Origin of the sequence: Streptosporangium sp. NPDC001559 (assembly GCF_042893955.1) — a bacterium.
In the GTDB taxonomy this organism is placed as follows: domain Bacteria; phylum Actinomycetota; class Actinomycetes; order Streptosporangiales; family Streptosporangiaceae; genus Streptosporangium.
Genome location: NZ_JBIAVG010000003.1, coordinates 460,332 through 478,084 on the forward strand (window position 1 = coordinate 460,332; position 17,753 = coordinate 478,084).

At 70.3% G+C, this 17,753-nt stretch carries 20 protein-coding genes; 13 read left to right on the top strand and 7 right to left on the bottom strand.

Features of this window, described 5'->3' with window-relative positions; all coding sequences use genetic code 11:
* Positions 1 to 3: 3 nt before the first annotated feature.
* The 4 genes from ACFYY8_RS09200 to ACFYY8_RS09215 all read right to left on the bottom strand — a co-directional run bounded on the left by ACFYY8_RS09200 (position 4) and on the right by ACFYY8_RS09215 (position 4,689).
* A complete protein-coding gene (locus ACFYY8_RS09200; RefSeq protein WP_390038795.1) occupies positions 4 to 2,253 on the bottom strand; it encodes a hypothetical protein in 2,250 nt (749 codons plus the stop codon).
* A gap of 177 nt (positions 2,254 to 2,430) precedes the next feature.
* The gene (locus tag ACFYY8_RS09205; protein ID WP_352016532.1) at positions 2,431 to 3,183 is read right to left on the bottom strand and encodes a methyltransferase domain-containing protein; all 753 of its coding nucleotides are present in this window, start codon (positions 3,181 to 3,183) and stop codon (positions 2,431 to 2,433) included.
* 129 nt (positions 3,184 to 3,312) lie between these two features.
* The gene (locus ACFYY8_RS09210) at positions 3,313 to 4,377 is read right to left on the bottom strand and encodes an ABC transporter substrate-binding protein (RefSeq protein ID WP_390038797.1); all 1,065 of its coding nucleotides are present in this window, start codon (positions 4,375 to 4,377) and stop codon (positions 3,313 to 3,315) included.
* 75 nt (positions 4,378 to 4,452) lie between these two features.
* Positions 4,453 to 4,689, bottom strand: coding sequence for a hypothetical protein (locus ACFYY8_RS09215; RefSeq protein ID WP_352016534.1), 237 nt, complete (start codon positions 4,687 to 4,689; stop codon positions 4,453 to 4,455).
* A 109-nt stretch (positions 4,690 to 4,798) separates the two neighbouring features.
* Between ACFYY8_RS09215 and fdxA the strand changes: the two genes are divergently transcribed.
* The 3 genes from fdxA (at position 4,799) to ACFYY8_RS09230 (ending at position 7,007) form a co-directional block, all read left to right on the top strand.
* Positions 4,799 to 5,125: a ferredoxin gene (fdxA, locus tag ACFYY8_RS09220; RefSeq protein WP_352016535.1), complete on the top strand. Its 327-nt coding sequence runs from the start codon at positions 4,799 to 4,801 to the stop codon at positions 5,123 to 5,125.
* 125 nt (positions 5,126 to 5,250) lie between these two features.
* Positions 5,251 to 6,330, top strand: a complete 1,080-nt coding sequence (gene dapC / locus ACFYY8_RS09225; RefSeq protein WP_390038800.1) for a succinyldiaminopimelate transaminase — start codon at positions 5,251 to 5,253, stop codon at positions 6,328 to 6,330.
* A gap of 11 nt (positions 6,331 to 6,341) precedes the next feature.
* Positions 6,342 to 7,007, top strand: a complete 666-nt coding sequence (locus tag ACFYY8_RS09230; protein ID WP_390038802.1) for a DUF4178 domain-containing protein — start codon at positions 6,342 to 6,344, stop codon at positions 7,005 to 7,007.
* On the opposite strand, the gene ACFYY8_RS09235 is transcribed toward ACFYY8_RS09230, so the two are convergent.
* On the bottom strand, positions 7,004 to 7,855 hold the full coding sequence (locus tag ACFYY8_RS09235) for a hypothetical protein (protein WP_390038804.1): 852 nt from the start codon (positions 7,853 to 7,855) through the stop codon (positions 7,004 to 7,006). The genes ACFYY8_RS09230 and ACFYY8_RS09235 overlap by 4 nt on opposite strands.
* A 175-nt stretch (positions 7,856 to 8,030) precedes the next feature.
* Here ACFYY8_RS09235 and dapE point away from each other — a divergent pair, with 175 nt between their 5' ends.
* The 3 genes from dapE to ACFYY8_RS09250 all read left to right on the top strand — a co-directional run bounded on the left by dapE (position 8,031) and on the right by ACFYY8_RS09250 (position 10,700).
* Entirely contained in the window at positions 8,031 to 9,095 is a 1,065-nt protein-coding gene (gene dapE / locus ACFYY8_RS09240) for a succinyl-diaminopimelate desuccinylase (protein ID WP_390038806.1), read from the top strand.
* Between the two features lie 182 nt (positions 9,096 to 9,277).
* Complete coding sequence (locus ACFYY8_RS09245) at positions 9,278 to 10,072, top strand: TIGR00730 family Rossman fold protein (protein ID WP_390038808.1); 795 nt, start codon at positions 9,278 to 9,280, stop codon at positions 10,070 to 10,072.
* A gap of 40 nt (positions 10,073 to 10,112) precedes the next feature.
* Positions 10,113 to 10,700: a TIGR00730 family Rossman fold protein gene (locus tag ACFYY8_RS09250; RefSeq protein WP_390038810.1), complete on the top strand. Its 588-nt coding sequence runs from the start codon at positions 10,113 to 10,115 to the stop codon at positions 10,698 to 10,700.
* Here ACFYY8_RS09250 and ACFYY8_RS09255 read toward each other — a convergent pair.
* A complete protein-coding gene (locus ACFYY8_RS09255; RefSeq protein WP_390038812.1) occupies positions 10,677 to 10,976 on the bottom strand; it encodes a hypothetical protein in 300 nt (99 codons plus the stop codon). The two genes, ACFYY8_RS09250 and ACFYY8_RS09255, sit on opposite strands and share 24 nt — an antisense overlap.
* A 42-nt stretch (positions 10,977 to 11,018) precedes the next feature.
* Between ACFYY8_RS09255 and ACFYY8_RS09260 the strand changes: the two genes are divergently transcribed.
* The 4 genes from ACFYY8_RS09260 (at position 11,019) to ACFYY8_RS09275 (ending at position 14,606) form a co-directional block, all read left to right on the top strand.
* Complete coding sequence (locus ACFYY8_RS09260; protein WP_390038814.1) at positions 11,019 to 11,873, top strand: hypothetical protein; 855 nt, start codon at positions 11,019 to 11,021, stop codon at positions 11,871 to 11,873.
* Entirely contained in the window at positions 11,870 to 12,415 is a 546-nt protein-coding gene (locus ACFYY8_RS09265; protein ID WP_390038816.1) for a DNA-3-methyladenine glycosylase I, read from the top strand. The genes ACFYY8_RS09260 and ACFYY8_RS09265 overlap by 4 nt, the downstream gene beginning before the upstream one ends.
* 390 nt (positions 12,416 to 12,805) lie before the next feature.
* Positions 12,806 to 12,973, top strand: coding sequence for a DUF3117 domain-containing protein (locus ACFYY8_RS09270; RefSeq protein ID WP_012894793.1), 168 nt, complete (start codon positions 12,806 to 12,808; stop codon positions 12,971 to 12,973).
* A 175-nt stretch (positions 12,974 to 13,148) separates the two neighbouring features.
* Positions 13,149 to 14,606: a leucyl aminopeptidase gene (locus ACFYY8_RS09275; RefSeq protein ID WP_390038818.1), complete on the top strand. Its 1,458-nt coding sequence runs from the start codon at positions 13,149 to 13,151 to the stop codon at positions 14,604 to 14,606.
* A gap of 9 nt (positions 14,607 to 14,615) precedes the next feature.
* Here ACFYY8_RS09275 and ACFYY8_RS09280 read toward each other — a convergent pair whose 3' ends face one another.
* The gene (locus ACFYY8_RS09280) at positions 14,616 to 15,266 is read right to left on the bottom strand and encodes an O-methyltransferase (RefSeq protein ID WP_390038820.1); all 651 of its coding nucleotides are present in this window, start codon (positions 15,264 to 15,266) and stop codon (positions 14,616 to 14,618) included.
* Positions 15,267 to 15,438: 172 nt separating this feature from the next.
* Here ACFYY8_RS09280 and sigE point away from each other — a divergent pair, with 172 nt between their 5' ends.
* From sigE to ACFYY8_RS09295, 3 genes are read left to right on the top strand one after another with little or no spacing between them, the layout of a single operon-like run.
* Entirely contained in the window at positions 15,439 to 16,071 is a 633-nt protein-coding gene (gene sigE / locus ACFYY8_RS09285) for an RNA polymerase sigma factor SigE (protein WP_352016547.1), read from the top strand.
* Between the two features lie 52 nt (positions 16,072 to 16,123).
* A complete protein-coding gene (locus ACFYY8_RS09290; protein ID WP_390038823.1) occupies positions 16,124 to 16,654 on the top strand; it encodes an anti-sigma factor family protein in 531 nt (176 codons plus the stop codon).
* Positions 16,651 to 17,676, top strand: a complete 1,026-nt coding sequence (locus ACFYY8_RS09295) for a sigma-E factor regulatory protein RseB domain-containing protein (RefSeq protein ID WP_390038825.1) — start codon at positions 16,651 to 16,653, stop codon at positions 17,674 to 17,676. The genes ACFYY8_RS09290 and ACFYY8_RS09295 overlap by 4 nt, the downstream gene beginning before the upstream one ends.
* The last annotated feature ends 77 nt before the right edge of the window (positions 17,677 to 17,753 follow it).

Here is a 17,753-nt window from a genome sequence, read left to right on the forward strand (position 1 = left end):
GGGCTAGGCCAGCAGGGACAACAGGTCGCGGTCCCCACGCTCTCTCAACCGGGCGAGCAGGTCCGGCAGGCCGACCTGCCCGGTCATGCCGACCCGGGTGGCGATGACCCTGGCCGCCTGCTCCGCCGTACCGCCGGGTGCCGTGTAGCCGACCAGCCGCAGCGCCCGCGCGACCGGCTCCGTGTCACCGCCCGCCGCGGGCAGGTGCCTGGCCCGCAGGACCCCCTCGTCGGACAACGTCACGAACAGGTGGCCGCCGGGCTTGGCCCCCGCGTCCTCAAGGAGTGTCCTGAGTGATTCGAGAACGGGACGCTCCTGCCAGCTCAGGCCCAGCTCGCCGACCGCGCTCTGCACCCTGCGGGCGCTCCCCGGCGACAGGCCGAGATAGGCGGCGAACCCACTGGGCAACGGACACTCGACGCCCTGGAGATGCTCGGCGGTGACGTCGATCCTGAGCCACCAGCGCCCGTCGGGCTGCCGGAAGCAGCGCCGGGTCAGCGAGACGTCCTTCAGCGGGCGGAACGGGCCCTCCCTGCGCTCCTCGTCCTCCTGGGCCGGTTGTTCCCGCTGTGGAGGCGGAGACCCCTGTTGTGGAGGCCCCTGCTGCGGAGGACGCTGCCCGGCGCCGAGGATGCGCAGCTGCGGGACGCCCGCGAGCCAATCCTTGGCCACGTCGTGGTGGATGCCCAGGGAGGCGACCAGGTCGAGGGCCTTGGACATGGTCAGCGGGGGTTTGGCGCCGCTGATCACGTCGCGGGTGAGGTGACGCAGTTCGGTGATGTCCCCCTCGACGAGCCAGTCCTCGGCCAGCCGGTGGTGGGGCAGGGTGGCCAGCACGAACTGCCAAGCGGGCACGTCCAGCGAGCGCAGCTCACGGGCGTGCCAGGACGCGACCGTGGCCAGGCGGGCCTTGGGCGCGGCCTTGCCGAGCGCCCTGCCGACCTCCGCCAGATGCTCCCGGTACGGCTCCGCCTCCGCCGAGGCGAGCCACTCGCCGAGCCTGTGCCGCAGGGCGGTCTCGACCTCGTCGATGACCTCGGGCTGCACCGCGAAGAGCTTGGACAGGGCCTCGACGGCCGCGGGCGCGTCGGTGAACACCCTGTTCTGCGCGACGGCCCAGCTCCTGTCGTCGAGGTCGGCGAAGGCGCCGTCGAGCAGCGCGTACAGGTCGTCCGGCTGGGGGACCCGCTCGGCGGCGGGCTCGGCGGGCTCGGCGGGCTCCGGTTCCGGCTCCCGCCGGGCCTCCGGTTCCGGCGCGGTCTCCGGCTCGGGCGCGGTCTCCGGCTCGGGCCGAGGTTCCAGCTCGGGCTGAGGTTCCGGTTCGGGCTTCGGCTCGGGTCCGGTCTCCGGGCTCACGGCGGTCATCGGCTCGAAGAGCCCGCGCTCGGAAGTGGAACCCGCCTGAGGAGGCGGCTTGGGGAGTGTGGACCCAGGGGTCCGCTTCGGCCGTACGGGAAGGGGAATCGGCTTGGGCTCGGGCGGGGCCGGGGGAGCGGCCCGGGAGACGGCCGGCGGGGCGTCCGGGGAAGCCGAAGCCTCCGCGGGCTCCTCCCCGCCCTTCTCCGCGGCCTTGTCCGTGGCCTCCTCCGCGGTCTCGGGAGCCTGGGGCGTGTCCTCGGACACGGCCTCAGGTACGGCCTCAGGCTCCGCCTCGGACCCCTCGGACACGGCCTCAGGTACGGCCTCGGCGTCGTCCTGCGGGGCCTCCTGGGGAGCTTCCTGGGGAGCCTCAGGGGCGTCCTGCGGCGCGGCTTCGTCCCCGGACCCCTCGGTGCCCCCGGCCTCCCCGTTGCTCTCGGCGTCCCCGTTGCTCTCGGCGTCCCCGGCGTCCTCGGCGTTCTCCGTGGCGTCCTCGACGGCCCCGCCGGTAAGGGCGTCCTCGACGGCCTCACCGGTACGGGCGGGCGCGACGCCCGGGGCGGCCAGGCGGGCGAAGACCGCGCCGAACAGCGCGTTCAGCACGGGAAGCGGCTGAATGAAGGGCTGCTCGCGCAGCTCGTGACCGGTCAGGGCCAGCAGCCCCGCCCAGGAGCCCGCACGGTCGAGGGCGATGGCCGTACAGGGTTCGTCGGCGTCCTCGGGGTCCAGGACGTACAGGGCGGGCAGCACGTCGCCGACGGCGGCGGCGGGCCAGTGCTCCAGGGTGATCCCGGCGAGAATTCCGGCTAACCGCTCGGGACCGAGCAGGGCCAGCACCCGGGAGACGGGCAGGCTGCGCCACCACGCGCCGGGCAGTTCAGACTGGTCGCGCAAGAGTGGAATCGTGGCCGCGTCGCTCCAGCGGAGCGGCGGCACGAGGTCACTCAGACAGAAGTTCATCCGTTCCCTTCACCAGCCCCTCAAGCCGCCCGAGTCACTCCTCGTCGCCGGGGAACGAGACTCATGGAACAGACCATAGTCTGGCAAATCGCCCCAGCGCATCGGGTCTGGTCAGCGTCGTACGGCGGCGAAGCGGAGCCGCACGTAGTCGGCCATCCAACCGGTCTCCCGCCGCAGGGCGGGAGCGGCCAGTTCGTTCACCCGAAGCAGCAGGGATTCGACCAGCTCCACCGGCTTCCCCTGAATCAGGGAACCGGCGAACGTTCGCACCCAGTCGGCGGCTCCCCCCGGGCACTCGTCGAGCGGGGTCGGCCGGTCGAAGTACTCGAGCAGGCGGAGGGTGAAACCGCCCTTCTCCAGCCGTGTGGCGTATTCGGCCGGACTGGGGAAGTACCACGGAAGGTCGGGCTCGGGGAGCCCGTGCTCCCGCCAGGCGGTGGACAGCGCCGCCGTCAGCGCGGCGCAGTTGCCGGCGCCGCCCATCTCCGCGACGAACCGCCCGCCCGGCGTCAGCGCCTGCCACACGTTGGAGATCACCGTGTCGGGCTCCCGCCCCATCCAGTGCAGGGCCGCGTTCGAGAAGACCGCGTTGTACGGCTCCGCGACCGTGAAGTCACGCCCGTCCCCCACGATGAACTCAAGTCCGGGATGCAGGGAGAGCGCCTTCTCGATCATCGCGGAGGAGCCGTCGATGCCGAGCACCCGTGCCCCCCGTGAGCTGATCTCGGCGGTCAGCAGCCCGGTGCCGCAGCCGAGGTCGAGGACACGCTCTCCCGGCTGGGGGTCGAGCAGGTCGACCAGGGGAGCGCCGTGGGCCGAGACGTATCCGAAGCTGCTGTCGTAGGCGCGAGCGTTCCACCTCATCTGACTCGGGGTGTCGTATCGCAAGACGATCAGCTCACATTCCGAGACGCCACGGCCTCTTATCGGTCCTCCCCAGACACTTTAGAGCCTCAAAGATGTCCCGACATATCAGTCGCATCAGCCTCCGGCTTAACCGACCCTCTCCGCCCACTCCTTCTTGAGGTAGGTCTTGGCCGTGTCGGTCTCGGGGATCGTCAGGATCACCGGCTTCGCGCTGGTCACCGGAAGTCTGGCGGCGGCCTCGGTGTCCAGGGTGCCACGCATCTGCAGGGCCTCCATTCTGACAGGTCTGGCATACCCCTTGAGGAAGAGGTTCTGACCCCGGTCGGAGAAGAGGAACTCCTGCCAGAGGCGGGCCGCCGCCGGGTGCGGGGCGTCCTTGTTGACGGCCTGGACGTAGTACGCGCTGAGCACGCTGTCACCGGGGATGGCGACCTTCCAGCCGTTCGCCTCGTGGGCCGCCCGCTCGGCGTTGTGGTAGTCCCAGTCGACGACCACGGTGGCCGCCCGCTCGTTCGCCGCGAGGTTGCCCGCCTTCTTCAGGCGGCCGAAGAAGGCGACGCCCCTGGCGGCCTCGGCCTTGCCCGCGCTGAGCGAGGCGGCCATCACCCCGTTGAAGGCGGCGGCCGTCTGCCGGGGGTCACCGGGCAGCGAGACGCTGTAGCCGGGCTTGAGCAGGTCCTGGTAGGAGGCGGGCGTCGCGACCTTGCGCGGGTCGTAACCGATGGACATGTAGCCGCCGTATCCGGCGTACCAGCGCCCGCCGTAGTCCTTCAGGTTGTCGGGCACGTCCGGCCACTGCTGCACCCGGTAGGGGGCGAACATCGGGGCGTTGGCGACCGCGACCTCCAGGCTCAGGTCGAACACGTCCGGCTTGAGCTGCGCGGCGGCCTCGATCTCCCGGCGGCTGCTGGCCGCGGGCTCCACCTGGTTGACCTTGATTCCGTACTCGTCGGAGAAGGTGTCGATGATCTCGCCGTAGTTCACCCAGTCACGCGGTAGCCCGATGACGGTGAGCGAACCCTCTTTCCTGGCGGCCTCGACGAGACGGTCCATCGTCGAGAAGCCGTCCTTCAGGGAGGCGGCCTGTGGCTTGATCGGCGGGAGCTTCCCGTCGTCCTGCGCCTGTGTGCCGCCGCATCCGGCGGTCGTGGCGATGAGGATCATGGCGGCGGCGCTGATGCGTACGGTCACTCACCGAATACTCTCGGTGATCGCGCCGTGGGTCGAGGAGGCGCGGCCTTTTTTGGGAAACGACTGGGGAACGGCTTACGTCCGGCCGGGCCGTCCGCCCTGGACGACCTTCGCCGCGACGAGTTCGGAACGGCGGATCTCAACGAGCGTGCCGTCGCGCTTGCGCACCCCGAGAAGATCGTCACGCCAGAACTCGAGTTCGCCGACGGCGTCACGGAAACCCTCAGGAACGCGACGCCGGGTAGTTACCCTTTTGCCCACGTCGGAAGGGGTTAGGGTGATTTTGAGGGCAGCACTGATACCGAGGATCATCGTCTTTTGCCCCCTCCCGTTTCAGACATCTGGTGGGCACGGCAATACTAGGGCGTAGCAACCCGCGGTCGAAGTCGTGCCTAGGTGCGGATAAAAGAAGGAGCCCGAGGTGACCTACGTCATCGCGCAGCCTTGCGTGGACGTCCTGGACAAGGCGTGCATCGAGGAATGCCCCGTCGATTGCATCTACGAGGGCGAGCGCATGCTTTACATCCACCCCGACGAGTGCGTGGACTGCGGCGCGTGCGAACCCGTCTGCCCGGTTGAGGCGATCTTCTACGAGGACGACCTTCCCGACCAGTGGAAGGACTTCTACAAGGCCAACGTCGAGTTCTTCGACGACCTGGGCTCCCCGGGTGGCGCCTCCAAGATCGGCAAGATCGCCAAGGACCACTCCGTCGTCTCGGCGCTGCCCCCGCAGGCCGAGGAGCACTAGAACACATCCCCGCGGGCGGGGGGCGACGCCGTCCGCCCGCGAGAGTCAGTCACCCGGATGTCCCGGGCGAAGAGGTCCCTTCCCCGGCCGGTGAGGCGGGGGGACAGTCATCAGCGGGGAGAGCTGTGATCGGCCTGCCAGATTTTCCGTGGGATCGGCTCACGCCGCTCAAGACGCTGGCGCAGGAGCATCCCGACGGGATCGTCGACCTCTCCGTCGGCACCCCCGTCGACCCGGTGCCCCCTCTCGTACGGCAGGCGCTCGCCGACGCCTCGGACAGCCCCGGATACCCGCTGACCTACGGCACCGAACGGCTGCGCTCCGCGGCCGCGGGCTGGCTCTCCCGCCGTCACGGGGTGAACCTGGACCAGGCCAACGTGCTGCCGCTGATCGGCTCGAAGGAGTTCGTCGCCTGGCTGCCGACCCTCCTCGGTGTCGGGCCGGGGCAGCGGGTGGTCTTCCCCGCGCTGGCCTACCCCACCTACGACGTCGGAGCGCGCCTCGCGGGGGCGGAGCCGTACGCGACGGACGGGTTGTTCTCCCTCGGCCCCGAGCGGGTGCCGCTCGTCTGGGTGAACTCCCCCTCGAACCCGAGCGGCAAGGTCCTGCCCGCCGAGCACCTGCGCAAGGTGGTCGCGTGGGCCCGTGAGCGCGGCGCCGTCGTGGCCTCCGACGAGTGCTACATCGAGCTGGGCTGGGAGGAACAGCCGATCTCGATCCTGCACCCCGACGTCTGCGGCGGCTCACACGAGGGCCTGCTCGCGGTGCACTCGCTGTCGAAGCGCTCCAACATGGCCGGTTACCGGGCGGGCTTCGTGGCCGGAGACCCGGAGCTGGTCGGGCGGCTGCTCGAAGTCCGCAAGCACGCCGGGATGATCATGCCTGGGCCGGTCCAGGCGGCGATGGCCGTGGCGTTCGACGACGACGCGCACGCCGACGAGCAGCGCGAGCGCTACGCGGCCCGTCGCGCGCTCCTGCGTCCCGCCCTTGAGGCGGCGGGCTGGCGGATCGAGCACTCCGAGGCGGGCCTGTACCTGTGGGCGACCAACGGCACCGACTGCTGGAAGCAGGTGCGCTCACTGGCGGACAAGGGCATCCTGGTCGCGCCCGGAGACTTCTACGGCCGGGCCGGTGCGGAACACGTCCGGATCGCCGTGACCGCGAGTGACGAGCGCATAAGTGCGGCGGTGAGCCGCCTCCAGTAGGATCGCGCGCCATGACCCCTGAGGTCGCCGCGATACTGGGACTGAGCGCGGTCACGCTCGTTCTGCTGCTGGGCGCGCTGTTCGCGACCACGCGCCAGGACAGGAGGCCACGCGGGTCCGGGGCCCCCGGCGAGTCCCCCGTCCAGGCGGCACAGGCCGCGGAGCCTGCCAGGCCGAGCGCGGGCCATGTCGGCATCGACTACCCCGACCCCCGCACGATCAAGGTCGGCGACACGATCGACTGCCAGGGCGTGCGGACCCGCGTCCTGGGAGCCCTGTACCTGTCGTCGCAGGGCGTCGAGTGGACCGAGTACCTCCTCGACGACGGCAGCCGCCGCTACCAGTGGCTGTCGATCGAGACACGGACCGGTTCCGACTCCGACGCGCCGCACCTGGAGGTGCTGCTGTGGACGCCGGTGCCGACACAGGGCATGGTCCCGGCCAGGACCACACTGAGCGTCGAGGGCGTCGAGTTCTTCCCCGTCGGCCGCGGCACCGCGGCCTTCCGCTCGGAGGGCGTCACCTTCATGCCCGAACGCGGTCTGCTCGACTTCGCCGACTACCGGGCCTCCGACGGCCGCCTGCTCTCCTTCGACCGTCCCCAGGACGAGCCCTGGACCTCCTCCTACGCCCAGCCCCTGGCCCCGGGCTCCATCACCATCCAGAAACGAGGCTAGGAGATGTCGACCTTGCCCTTTGGGGCGGTCGTGTCGGGCCGCCAGCCGTTCTCGCCGTTGGCGGACGTCCACGCCTGGCCGCTGTAGCGGACCCGCCGCAGCCCGAACTTCTGCGCGTGCGCGACCGACCAGCTCGCCCTCAGCCAGCCGTCACGCGAGGACGCCGCCTCGAACGAGGCGCTGGCGCCGAGCGCGTGGACGAGCCCGCGCATCGCCCTGTCAGCGGGGGGACGCGGCGTCGTGGTGGCCGTGCCCGACGTGCTGGGGGTCGAGGTCGGCTCGGGGAACCAGCAGTGCACGGCCTTGGGCACCCTCCCGGTGAAGGCCGCCGCCAGGATCTTGCCCTCGTCCTCATGCTGGGCGTAGGCCGACCCGTCGGCGGAGCGCTGCACCCGCTGCGCCGCCTCGTGGAGCGGCAGCTTGAGGTAGCCCTTCACCTTGACCAGCGCGGAGAAGAACTTCCCCGACGCGTAGACAGGGTCGATCAGCTGCTTGGGGGTGCCCCATCCCTGTGAGGGCCGCTGCTGGAAGACCCCGACGGAGTCACGGTCGCCGAAGGGCAGGTTCAGCAGCTTGGACTCCTGGATCCCGGTGGCGTAGGCGATCACCACCGCCCGTTCCGGCAGCTTCCTGCGGGCGGCGACCGCCGCGATGACCGAGGCGACCTGAGCCTGGTCGATCTCCAGTTCGAGCGTGCCGCCGGGCGTGGTGATCTTGCACCCCTCACCGGTCTCCCGGAACGGCGTCACCCGGTTGATCAGGGTGAAGACCCCCACGGTGATGGCCGCGGCGAGCACGGTCACGATCGCGACGATCGCGATGACCCCTTTGGAGAAGCGCCGACGCACGCTGAAGAACCTACCGATCGCAGACAGCGGGAAGGCGACGGCACTTCCTGCGAGCCCCGGAGGAGCCGTCGCGCTCTGTTATCGTTTCACAGGTTTTGCGAACGGGATCGCCCTTCGTGACGGCGGACGGCCGGGTCCGGGGCGGCTGAGGATCGGCTGAGGATAGGGTCGCCGCATGAGTACGCGGCTGGACCTCACACAGGACGTCGGCGCGCTGACCGCGCGAATCGTGGACATCGAGTCGGTCAGCGGAGACGAGAAGGTCCTGGCGGACGCGGTCGAGGAGGCGCTGCGGGCACTGCCGCACCTCCGTGTCGACCGTGACGGCGAGTCGATCGTGGCCAGGACCGGGCTCGGCCGGAGCGAGCGGGTGGTGATCGCGGGCCACATCGACACCGTCCCGGTCGCGGACAACCTGCCCAGCCACGTCGAGGACGGCCTGCTGTACGGCTGCGGCACCTCGGACATGAAGGCGGGCGTCGCGGTCGCGCTGAAACTCGCCGCCGCGCTCGACGAGCCCGCCAGGGACGTCACCTACGTCTTCTACGACTGCGAGGAGATCGAGGCGGAGCGCAACGGCCTGCGCAGGCTCAGCCTCGACCACCCCGACTGGCTCACCGGCGACTTCGCCGTCCTCATGGAGCCGACCGACGGCGAGATCGAGGGCGGCTGCCAGGGCACGCTCAGGGCCGAGATCACCGTGCGGGGCAGGAGAGCGCACAGCGCCAGGTCGTGGCTCGGCGTCAACGCCGTGCACCGGGCCATGCCGGTGCTGGAGATCCTCAACGCCTACCAGGCCAGGCAGCCGGTCGTGGACGGGCTCGAATACCACGAGGGGCTCAACGCGGTGGCGATCCGCGGTGGTGTCGCGGGCAACGTGATCCCCGACGAGTGCGTGGTGACCGTCAACTACCGCTTCGCCCCCGACCTTTCCCTCGACGCCGCGCAGGAGCACGTGCGCGAGGTCTTCGACGGGTTCGAGCTCCGTTTCACCGACCTCGCCCCGGCCGCGCGTCCCGGGCTGACCGACCCGGTCGCCGGGGCCTTCGTCGCCGCGGTCGGCGGCACGCCCAGGGCCAAGCTCGGCTGGACCGACGTCTCGCTGTTCTCCGGGCTCGGGATTCCCGCGGTGAACTACGGCCCCGGCGACCCCAATCTGGCGCACCAGCGGGGGGAGTACGTCTCGCTGGAGAAGATCGCCGACTGTGAACGCAGGATGATCGACTGGCTCCGCGGCTGAGCGCCGCACGGTACGCGGGCACAAATGAAAGTGGCTTTCCCCGCCGGCCATTTGGCGGGGAAAGCCACTTTCAGTCCCGAGCAGCACCCTCGGCAGTTAGACGTGGCGCCGGAGAAATCCGGTTCCCGGTTTTCCCCCAGAATTTTCAAGATTTTTCCAGAAGCGGCGCTAGCGTGTTCGGCATGAAGAAGACACGCCCCGAACGCCGTCAGGGAGCCGCGGTCGTCCGCGGTGACCTGGTCTCCGACTCCACCCACGACCAGCGCCTTCTCGACCGCAGGGGCCCCGCCGACTGGCTGCACATGGACCCGTGGCGGGTTATGCGCATCCAGGCGGAGTTCGTCGAGGGATTCGGTCAGCTCGCCGAACTGCCCGAGGCGGTGACCGTCTTCGGATCCGCGCGCACCCCGCAGGAGTCGCCGGACTACAAACTGGGCGTGGAACTCGGCCGCAGGCTTTCCGAGGCGGGCTACGCCGTGATCACCGGTGGCGGTCCCGGCTGCATGGAGGCCGCCAACCGCGGCGCCAGGGAGGCGGGCGGCGTCTCCGTCGGCCTGGGCATCGAGCTTCCCTTCGAACAGCACATGAACGAATATGTGGACCTCGGCATCGAGTTCCGCTACTTCTTCGTGCGCAAGACCATGTTCGTGAAGTACTCCCGCGGCTTCGTCGCGCTGCCCGGCGGCTTCGGCACGCTGGACGAGCTGTTCGAGGCGCTGACGCTGGTCCAGACGCGCAAGGTCACCTCCTTCCCCGTGGTGCTGCTCGGCACGGAGTTCTGGGGCGGCCTGTACGAGTGGATCAGGACGACCCTCGTGGACACCGGCAAGATCTCCCCGGCCGACCTCGACCTCATCCAGGTGACCGACGAGGTGGACGAGGCCGTACGGATCATCGTCGAGGCCGACAGGGACCGGGCGAGCGGCCTCGGGAAGGGACAGCAGGCCGCGCGGAGCACGGTCGCCGACGCCGAATAAGGGTTTCCCCGCGATCCCGGGCCACGACTATGGTTCCGATGTGTTCATATGCGTTTTCCTGGCATCACACCGGAAGATCGACAGGAAGTATCTGACGCTGGCGGAGGAGGTCGGGGCCGAACTGGCCCGGCGCGGGCACACCCTGGTCAGCGGCGGGGCGACGGTCTCGTGCATGGGGGCGGTCGCCAGAGCGGTCAGGGCGGGCGGCGGCCGTACGGTGGGGGTGATCCCGCAGGCCCTGGTGGATGTCGAGGTCGCCGACCACGACTCCGACGAACTGGTCGTCACCACCGACATGCGTGAGCGCAAGGGGGTCATGGACGCCCGCTCGGACGCCTTCCTCGTGCTGCCCGGCGGCATCGGGACGCTGGAGGAGCTGTTCGAGATCTGGACGACCAGGACTCTCGGTCTCCACGACAGACCGCTGGTGCTCCTCGACCCGTGGGGGCTCTACGCTCCGCTGCGGAGTCTGATCGAGGGCATGCACGAGGAGGGCTTCACCCGGCCCAACGTCTTCGACGCGATCTCCTGGACCACCACGGTCGAGGAGGCCTTCGAGCACCTGGAGAAGCGGACCAGACACCTGGAGCCGGGCGTCGAGGAGCTAGGCGAGGCCACGGCGGGTTAGCGCCGGGGGGCGCCGCCCGGCCAGCGACTCGGTCATCTCGACCGCGAGCCGCACCTGCTCAGGGCGGGTGGTGCGGAACACCCTGGCCCCGGCCCACGCGCAGACGGAGGCCGCCGCAAGCTCGGCGGCCTCTCCGTCGTGCCCCGCGAGGTCGGCGGGCGTGACGACGACGGTGTGCCCGGCCCGGACGAACTTCTCGATCTCGGCGATCGATCTCGCCTCGGCCCAGGAGGGATCGCCCTGGTCGCCGGGGGTGAGCACCGTGAGAGCGGTCATGAGGCGATCCTAGATCAGTGGGAGTTGTGGCACGATTCGTATGTGCTGGTCGTACTCGCCCTCGCCGCCTTAGCCGTCATCGCCGCAGTCGTGGCGGTCTCCATGGGGCGGGGTGGTGAACTGGCCAGATTCGCCCCCGACGTCCCCCCGGTCGAGCTGCCAGAGCCGAAGAGACTCGAGGCCGCCGACTTCATGGCCCTGCAACTGCCGGTGAGCGTGGTCGGCTACAACACGCAGAGCGTCGACGAGACCCTCAACCTCGTGGTGAACGCGCTGAGCGAGCGTGACACCAGGATCGCGGTCCTCGAACAGCAGATCGCCGAACTGCTCGCGGGCAGGCTCCAGGCCCGCCACGACGCCGCCCACACGGCCCCGCCGGTCATGCGCGAGGCCCTCTCCGAGTCCACGGGCGCGGTACGGCGTGCGGACCCCGAGACCGAGGAGCCGGTGGAGCCCGGTGAGGCGGACACGGCCGAGGCCATGGAGCCCGAGAAGGTTCAGGAGCCGGACGAGCCCCAGACCGTTCAGGAGGCCCAGAAGGCTCAGAAGCCTTCCGAGGCCGGTGAACCGGTGGAGACCGGTGAGGCGGACGCGGCCGAGGCGGGTGAGCCAGAGAAGGTTCAGGAAGCTCAGAAGGCCGAAGAACCCGGCAAGGCCGCAGAGCCTCAGGAAGCCTCGGAACCTCGGGAAACCGAGAAGCCCGTGGCCGAGGAAGCCGCCAAGCCCGAGGAGCCCCTGGAAACCGTACGGTCCCCTGAGGAGTCCGCCGAGCCCGCCGAGATCTCCGCGGGCGCCGTCAAACCCGCCGAGAGCGCGGAGAGCGCCGACAAGGACTCGGACGAGCAAGACGAGAAGGACAAGAAGCGGGAGAAGCAAGGTGTGAAGGAGGCCCGGTGACGGAACCGACACGTTGCGGCTGGGTGAGCTCCGCGCCCGAGTACATCGCCTACCACGACGAAGAGTGGGGCCGTCCGGTCACCGGTGACGACCGGGTGTTCGAACGCCTGTGCCTTGAGGCCTTCCAGTCGGGCCTGTCGTGGATCACGATCCTTCGCAAACGGGAGAACTTCCGGTCGGCGTTCGCCGATTTCTCCATCCCCGCCGTCGCGGCGTTCGGTGCGGCCGACGTCGAGCGGCTGCTCGCCGACACCGGCATCGTCCGTAACCGGGCCAAGATCGAGGCGGTCGTCGCGAACGCGCGGGCCGCGCTCGACGTCGACCTGTCCGACCTGATCTGGAAGCACGCCGACCCCGGGGCGCCCGTCCCCAAGACGCTGGCGGACGTGCCTCCCCAGACGCCCGGGTCGAAGGCCCTCGCCAAGGAGCTCAAGGCGAACGGCTTCCGTTTCGTCGGCCCGACGACCGCCTACGCCCTGATGCAGGCCATCGGGCTGGTCAACGACCATCTGGAGGACTGCTGGGTGCGGGGTACCTACTGACCCCCGACCTGACCCCGGCCGAGCCGGAACGCCTTCCCGGCGGCCCCCGAGCCGTTCAGTTGATCGTCTCGGTCCGGTAAATTCTCCGCGCCGCCACGCGCGCCCGTCCCGCCCGCTCCGGGACCACTTCGTAACCTGCCACCTCTGTGGCCTGGTCAGGGAAGTGAGAGGTCCCGCGGCCCGTCCGCGGACCGCGACGGCCCGGATGTCCGCGGGGCCGTCCCCGAGCGCGAAGGACGGTCTTGATTGCCCGATGAGTCGATGCTGGGGCTGATCGTTCCCATTCCGAGCGCGGAGACGGGATAATAGGACATCACAGAAGACGTGAATGCGTCGGCCACCCTCGGGTCAGTCGGAGATCCGGAGCCCGAAGCAGGAAGGGATACACGCATGGCGGCTATGAAGCCGAGGACCGGTGATGGTCCGCTGGAGGTCGTCAAGGAAGGCAGGGGCATCGTCATGCGGGTTCCCCTTGAGGGTGGCGGCCGGCTCGTCGTCGAGCTCTCGGCGGACGAGGCCAGCGCCCTTGGCGAAGAGTTGAAGAAGGTCGTCGTCTGATCCCGGCCTGAGACCAGCGGTGACGCCGGGCCCCGACTCGATCTCGTTCGCGGAGCACGACAGCCACTGCGGCCCGTGCGCCCCCGATCGACGAACACGGCCCTGGCCACCGGACCGCCGGAGCGCGGCTCGTGCCAGGGCCGCGGTGTCCCCCGGCTGATGACTGGAGTTCCACATGCCCATCTCTCCGTACACCCTGCTCACCGGTGCCCCCTCGGAACACGGGGCCGCCGTCCCGGCGGGGGTGCCGCCGCTCGGGGAGGCAGGGCTGCTCGCCGTACCCTTCTCCGCCGACCGCGCGCCCGAGGTGGAGCTGCCGCTGCCCGTCGAGGCCCTGCTGGCGCACTACGAGGCCAAGGGCGAGGCCGGTGAGGTCGTCGAGGTCCCGGTGGCCAACGGCGACGGCGTCGGCCGGGTGCTGCTCTACGGGGTCGGTGACGGTTCGGCGGGCGCGCTGCGCAAGGCCGGCGCCGCGGTCGTACGGCGGGGCAGGGGCAGGTCCTCCGTCAGGGCCGTGCTGCCGGAGGGTCCGGTGGCCGCGTTCGTCGAGGGCGCGCTGCTGGCCACCTACACCTTCAGGATCGGCGAGACCAGGTCCGCCCCCGCGGCCCTGGTCGAGTTCGTCGGCGACGGCGTCGAGGCGGAGGTCGCCAGGGGCGCCGTGGTCGCCGAGGCCGTCTCGTTCGCCAGGGACCTGGCCAACACCCCGGCCTCGATCAAGACGCCGCAGTGGCTCGCCGAGCGCGCGACGGAGCGGGCCGAGGCGGCCGGAGGCGTCGACGTGAAGGTGTGGGACGAACGCGAGCTGCGCGCCGAGGGCTTCGGCGGCATCCTGGCGGTCGGCCAGGGCTCGGTCAGCCCGCCGCGCCTGGTCCGGCTCTCCTACAGCCCGCAGGGCGCCACCAGGCACGTTGTCCTGGTCGGCAAGGGCATCACCTTCGACACCGGCGGCCTGTCCCTGAAGCCGTCCGACGGCATGAAGTTCATGAAGACCGACATGGCGGGAGCCGCGACCGTCATCGCGGCCGTCGGCGCGCTCGCCACGCTGGGCGCGCGGGTGCGGGTCACCGCCCTGGTCGCCGCCGCGGAGAACGCCTTCTCCGGTACGGCCCAGCGCCCCTCCGACGTGATCACCCAGTACGGCGGGCGGACCGTCGAGGTGCTCAACACCGACGCGGAGGGCCGGTTGGTGATGGCCGACGCGCTGGCCTACGCCGACGCCGAGCTCGACCCGGACGTCATGGTGGACGTCGCGACGCTCACCGGCGCGATCAGTGTCGCCCTGGGCAAGGACGTGGGGGCCGTCTTCGCCTCCGACGACGCCCTGGCGGCCGAGCTGACCGAGGCGGCCACGCAGACGGGGGAGCGGCTGTGGCGGATGCCGCTCATCGAGGACTACTCTCCGGCGCTGGAGTCGAGCGTGGCGGACCTGGCCAACATCGAGGCCGGATCGACCTACGGCGCCGGTTCCATCACGGCGGCGCTGTTCCTGCGCGAGTTCACCGGCGGGCGGCCGTGGGCGCACCTGGACATCGCGGGTGTCGGCAGGAGCACCGCGGACGAGGGCTTCCTCAGCAAGGGCGCCACCGGCTACGGCGTGCGCCTGCTGCTCGACTGGCTGACCAGGAGCTGAGCAGAACGGCTAGGAGCCGAGTTTGACGGCGGCCAGGACGCCGTCGCCGAGGGGGATCATCAGGGGGCGCAGCCGTTCGTCACCGCGGACGAGCTTGCCCAGCTCCCGCAGGGCGACGACGTCCGGGTCACGCCGGGTGGGGTCGGTCGCCCTGTGCTGCCACAGCGCGCTGTCGAAGATCACGATGCCGCCGACGCGCAGCAGGCGGACCGCCTCGGCCAGGTAGTCGGCGTACTCCTGCTTGGCTCCGTCACAGAAGACCAGGTCGTAGCCGCCGTCGGACAGACGAGGCAGCACGTCCAGGGCCCGTCCCGTGATGAGGCGGGTCCTGCCGCCGGGGAAGCCCGCCTGGGCGAAACTCTGCCGGGCGAGGCGCTGGTACTCCGGCTCGACGTCCACGCTGGTGAGCGTGCCGTCCTGGCGCATACCGCGCAGCAGCCACAGCCCGGACACGCCGCATCCCGTGCCGACCTCCACGACGGCCTTGGCGTTGATGGCCGAGGCGAGGAAACAGAGCGCGGCGCCGGTGCCGGGCGGGATGGGGGTGACCCCGACCTCCGCGGCGCGTCGGCGCGCGTCCCAGAGGATCTCGTCCTCCCTGTGGAATTCCTCGGCATAGGCCAGAGCGGCCTCCAACGGACTTGTCGGCGTCTCTGCCATCGGCCTCTCCTTCCCGCTTTCTCCGTACGGAGTCATATAGGAACTGGGTCGCAGCCTAGGGGAGCCAGGCCCGATCGGGAACTCATGTCACGCCTGGTGCGTTGCACGGTTTAAGCGGCCTTTGCCGGTCCTGAGGGTAGTGAGTGCGCACGAAGGGACGAAACCAGGCACTATGGCGATAGCGGTGGTCCCGGAGAGAGGAGTGCTGGTGGACGAGTTCGACCACCAGACGGATACTCCCGTGTCTGAATGGACACCTCCCACCTGGGAGGAGGTGGTCCGGACCCATTCGGCGCGCGTCTACAGGCTGGCCTATCGGCTGACCGGTAACGTCCACGACGCCGAGGACCTCACACAGGAGGTCTTCGTCAGGGTCTTCAGGTCCCTGTCGAACTACACTCCGGGGACCTTCGAGGGCTGGCTGCACCGCATCACCACCAACCTGTTCCTCGACATGGCGCGGCGCAAGCAGCGCATCAGGTTCGAGGGCTTGGCGGACGACGCGGCGGAACGGCTGCGTGGCCGCGAGCCGTCCCCCGCCCAGGTGTACGACGACACCCATCTCGAACCCGACATCCAGGCGGCACTCGACGCGCTCGCGCCCGAGTTCCGCGCGGCCGTCGTTCTGTGTGACATCGAGGGGCTGTCCTACGAGGAGATCGCCGCGACACTCGGCGTGAAGCTCGGCACGGTCCGCAGCCGTATTCACCGTGGCCGGGCTCAGCTGCGTGACGCGCTGGAACACCGCGCGCCCCGCGGAGATCAACTCCCCCCGACCATCACCCGCGGGGAGGAACTCGCATGAGAAGCCGCAGTTATGACGAATGTCACGACGAGCCGCTTGGCAAGGAGTGGTCATGAGTCATCTTGGAGAACGTGTTTCCGCGCTGGTCGACGGTGAGCTGAACCACCACGAGCGTGACCGGGCGCTGTCCCACCTCGCCTTCTGCGCCTCCTGCAGGGCCGAGGTGGAGGCCATGCGGGCGCTGAAGAGCCGCCTGAGGTCGCTCGACGGGCCCGCGATGCCCGCCGACCTGACGATGTCCCTGCTGCGGATGGCCGACCCCGGCGACCCGTTACCGCCGCGTGAGCGGCCTTTCCCCAGCGGCTCGCGGACCTTCGGCGGGGCGCCGATCCCGGGCATGCACACCGTCGCGCCGCCGGACAACCGGCCGCGCGGGCGAGCCGGATCGACGCGCCGCGCCCGCAGGGTCGGCTACGTCGCGGTCGGCGTCGCCTCCGCGGCGGTCGCCATCGGCACGCTGTTCGTCGTCGGCGGTCCCGACCCCGGCCCGCGTGTGCCCCCGGTCGACATGTTCGCCAACCAGCACAGGAACACCGCCCCGTACGGAGGCTCGGCGACTCCGAGCTTCTCGCCCACTCCGTGATCCGGCTGCCCGCCTGCCTGGCCGTGGCGGTCGCCATGGTGCTGGGCCTGGTGGCGGGCAGCCCGGCGCGAGCCGTACAGCAGTCTGTGCAGCACGGTGAGCGCGACGAGGACACGGGCCTGCGGCTGCTGCGTGAGGCGGCCGCCGCGGCCAGGGGGCGCGGTTACTCGGGCACCCAGTACGTCACGACCTGGGGCCGTTCCGGGTCCTTCTCCTCCATGGTCGAGGTCCGCAACGTCCCAGGGCGGGGTCTGTCGGTGACCTCACGCCCCTCGGGTACGGCGGGCTGGGTCGACCCCGGCACTCCCGCGGGGAGCATGGCCGCCCCCTCGGAGACGATGCTTGAGGTGCTGGCCCGCAACTACCGGGTGGTCGACGCGGGCAGGACCCGTACCGGTGGCCGTGTCGCCCACCTGGTGGACGTCCTGCGCACGGACGGCACGCCCGCGGCGCGTTACTGGCTGGACGAGTCGGGGGGCCTGGCGCTGCGCCGTGAGTTGTTCGACGGCCAGGGCCGGACCGTCCACGTGGGCGGCTTCCTCGACCTGACCCTCGACCCGGTGGCGCGCGGGAGCTCCGTGCCCGCGCCGGCTCCGGGCGGTCTCGACCTGGGCGAGGTGCCCGAGCTCCTGGACCGGGGGTGGCGTTTCCCCGCTGAGTTGCCCGGCCGCCTTGAGTTGTTCGCGGCGCACACCGCACCTGCCGGATACTTGTATCTGGGATATTCGGATGGGTTGTCGGTCGTGTCGGTTTTCGTGGACTCTGGTGTGCTTGATGGGGAAAAGCTCCGTGGGTGGCATGCCCAGCGTCATGACGGGCATACGATCTGGATGCGGAACTCAGCCGAGCAGGGGACGATCTGGGCCAGTGGGGACCATGTCTACACCGTCTTCGCGGACGCTCCGGCCGACACGGTCGACGCCGCGGTCGCGGCACTGCCCCACGAACCCGCCCCGAACCTGTGGAACCGGCTGGGCAGAGGAGCCCACCGCCTGCTTTCCTGGGTCAATCCCTTCGGATAGGGCGCGTTTTACGTCTCTCGTATGCCGTTCAGGGGAAGATTGCCGGGTGCCCCCGGTGAGTTGCCTCATGCGAGGCG

Excerpts from the sequence above, each read along its gene's own strand:
- ACFYY8_RS09275 (WP_390038818.1), top strand. The coding sequence starts at position 13,149 with ATGCCCATCTCTCCGTACACCCTGCTCACCGGTGCCCCCTCGGAACAC.
- ACFYY8_RS09205 (WP_352016532.1), bottom strand. The coding sequence starts at position 3,183 with ATGAGGTGGAACGCTCGCGCCTACGACAGCAGCTTCGGATACGTCTCG.
- ACFYY8_RS09230 (WP_390038802.1), top strand. The coding sequence starts at position 6,342 with ATGACCCCTGAGGTCGCCGCGATACTGGGACTGAGCGCGGTCACGCTC.
- ACFYY8_RS09270 (WP_012894793.1), top strand. The coding sequence starts at position 12,806 with ATGGCGGCTATGAAGCCGAGGACCGGTGATGGTCCGCTGGAGGTCGTC.
- ACFYY8_RS09215 (WP_352016534.1), bottom strand. The coding sequence starts at position 4,689 with ATGATCCTCGGTATCAGTGCTGCCCTCAAAATCACCCTAACCCCTTCC.
- ACFYY8_RS09280 (WP_390038820.1), bottom strand. The coding sequence starts at position 15,266 with ATGGCAGAGACGCCGACAAGTCCGTTGGAGGCCGCTCTGGCCTATGCC.
- ACFYY8_RS09290 (WP_390038823.1), top strand. The coding sequence starts at position 16,124 with ATGAGTCATCTTGGAGAACGTGTTTCCGCGCTGGTCGACGGTGAGCTG.
- sigE (WP_352016547.1), top strand. The coding sequence starts at position 15,439 with ATGGCGATAGCGGTGGTCCCGGAGAGAGGAGTGCTGGTGGACGAGTTC.
- ACFYY8_RS09255 (WP_390038812.1), bottom strand. The coding sequence starts at position 10,976 with ATGACCGCTCTCACGGTGCTCACCCCCGGCGACCAGGGCGATCCCTCC.
- dapE (WP_390038806.1), top strand. The coding sequence starts at position 8,031 with ATGAGTACGCGGCTGGACCTCACACAGGACGTCGGCGCGCTGACCGCG.
- ACFYY8_RS09245 (WP_390038808.1), top strand. The coding sequence starts at position 9,278 with ATGAAGAAGACACGCCCCGAACGCCGTCAGGGAGCCGCGGTCGTCCGC.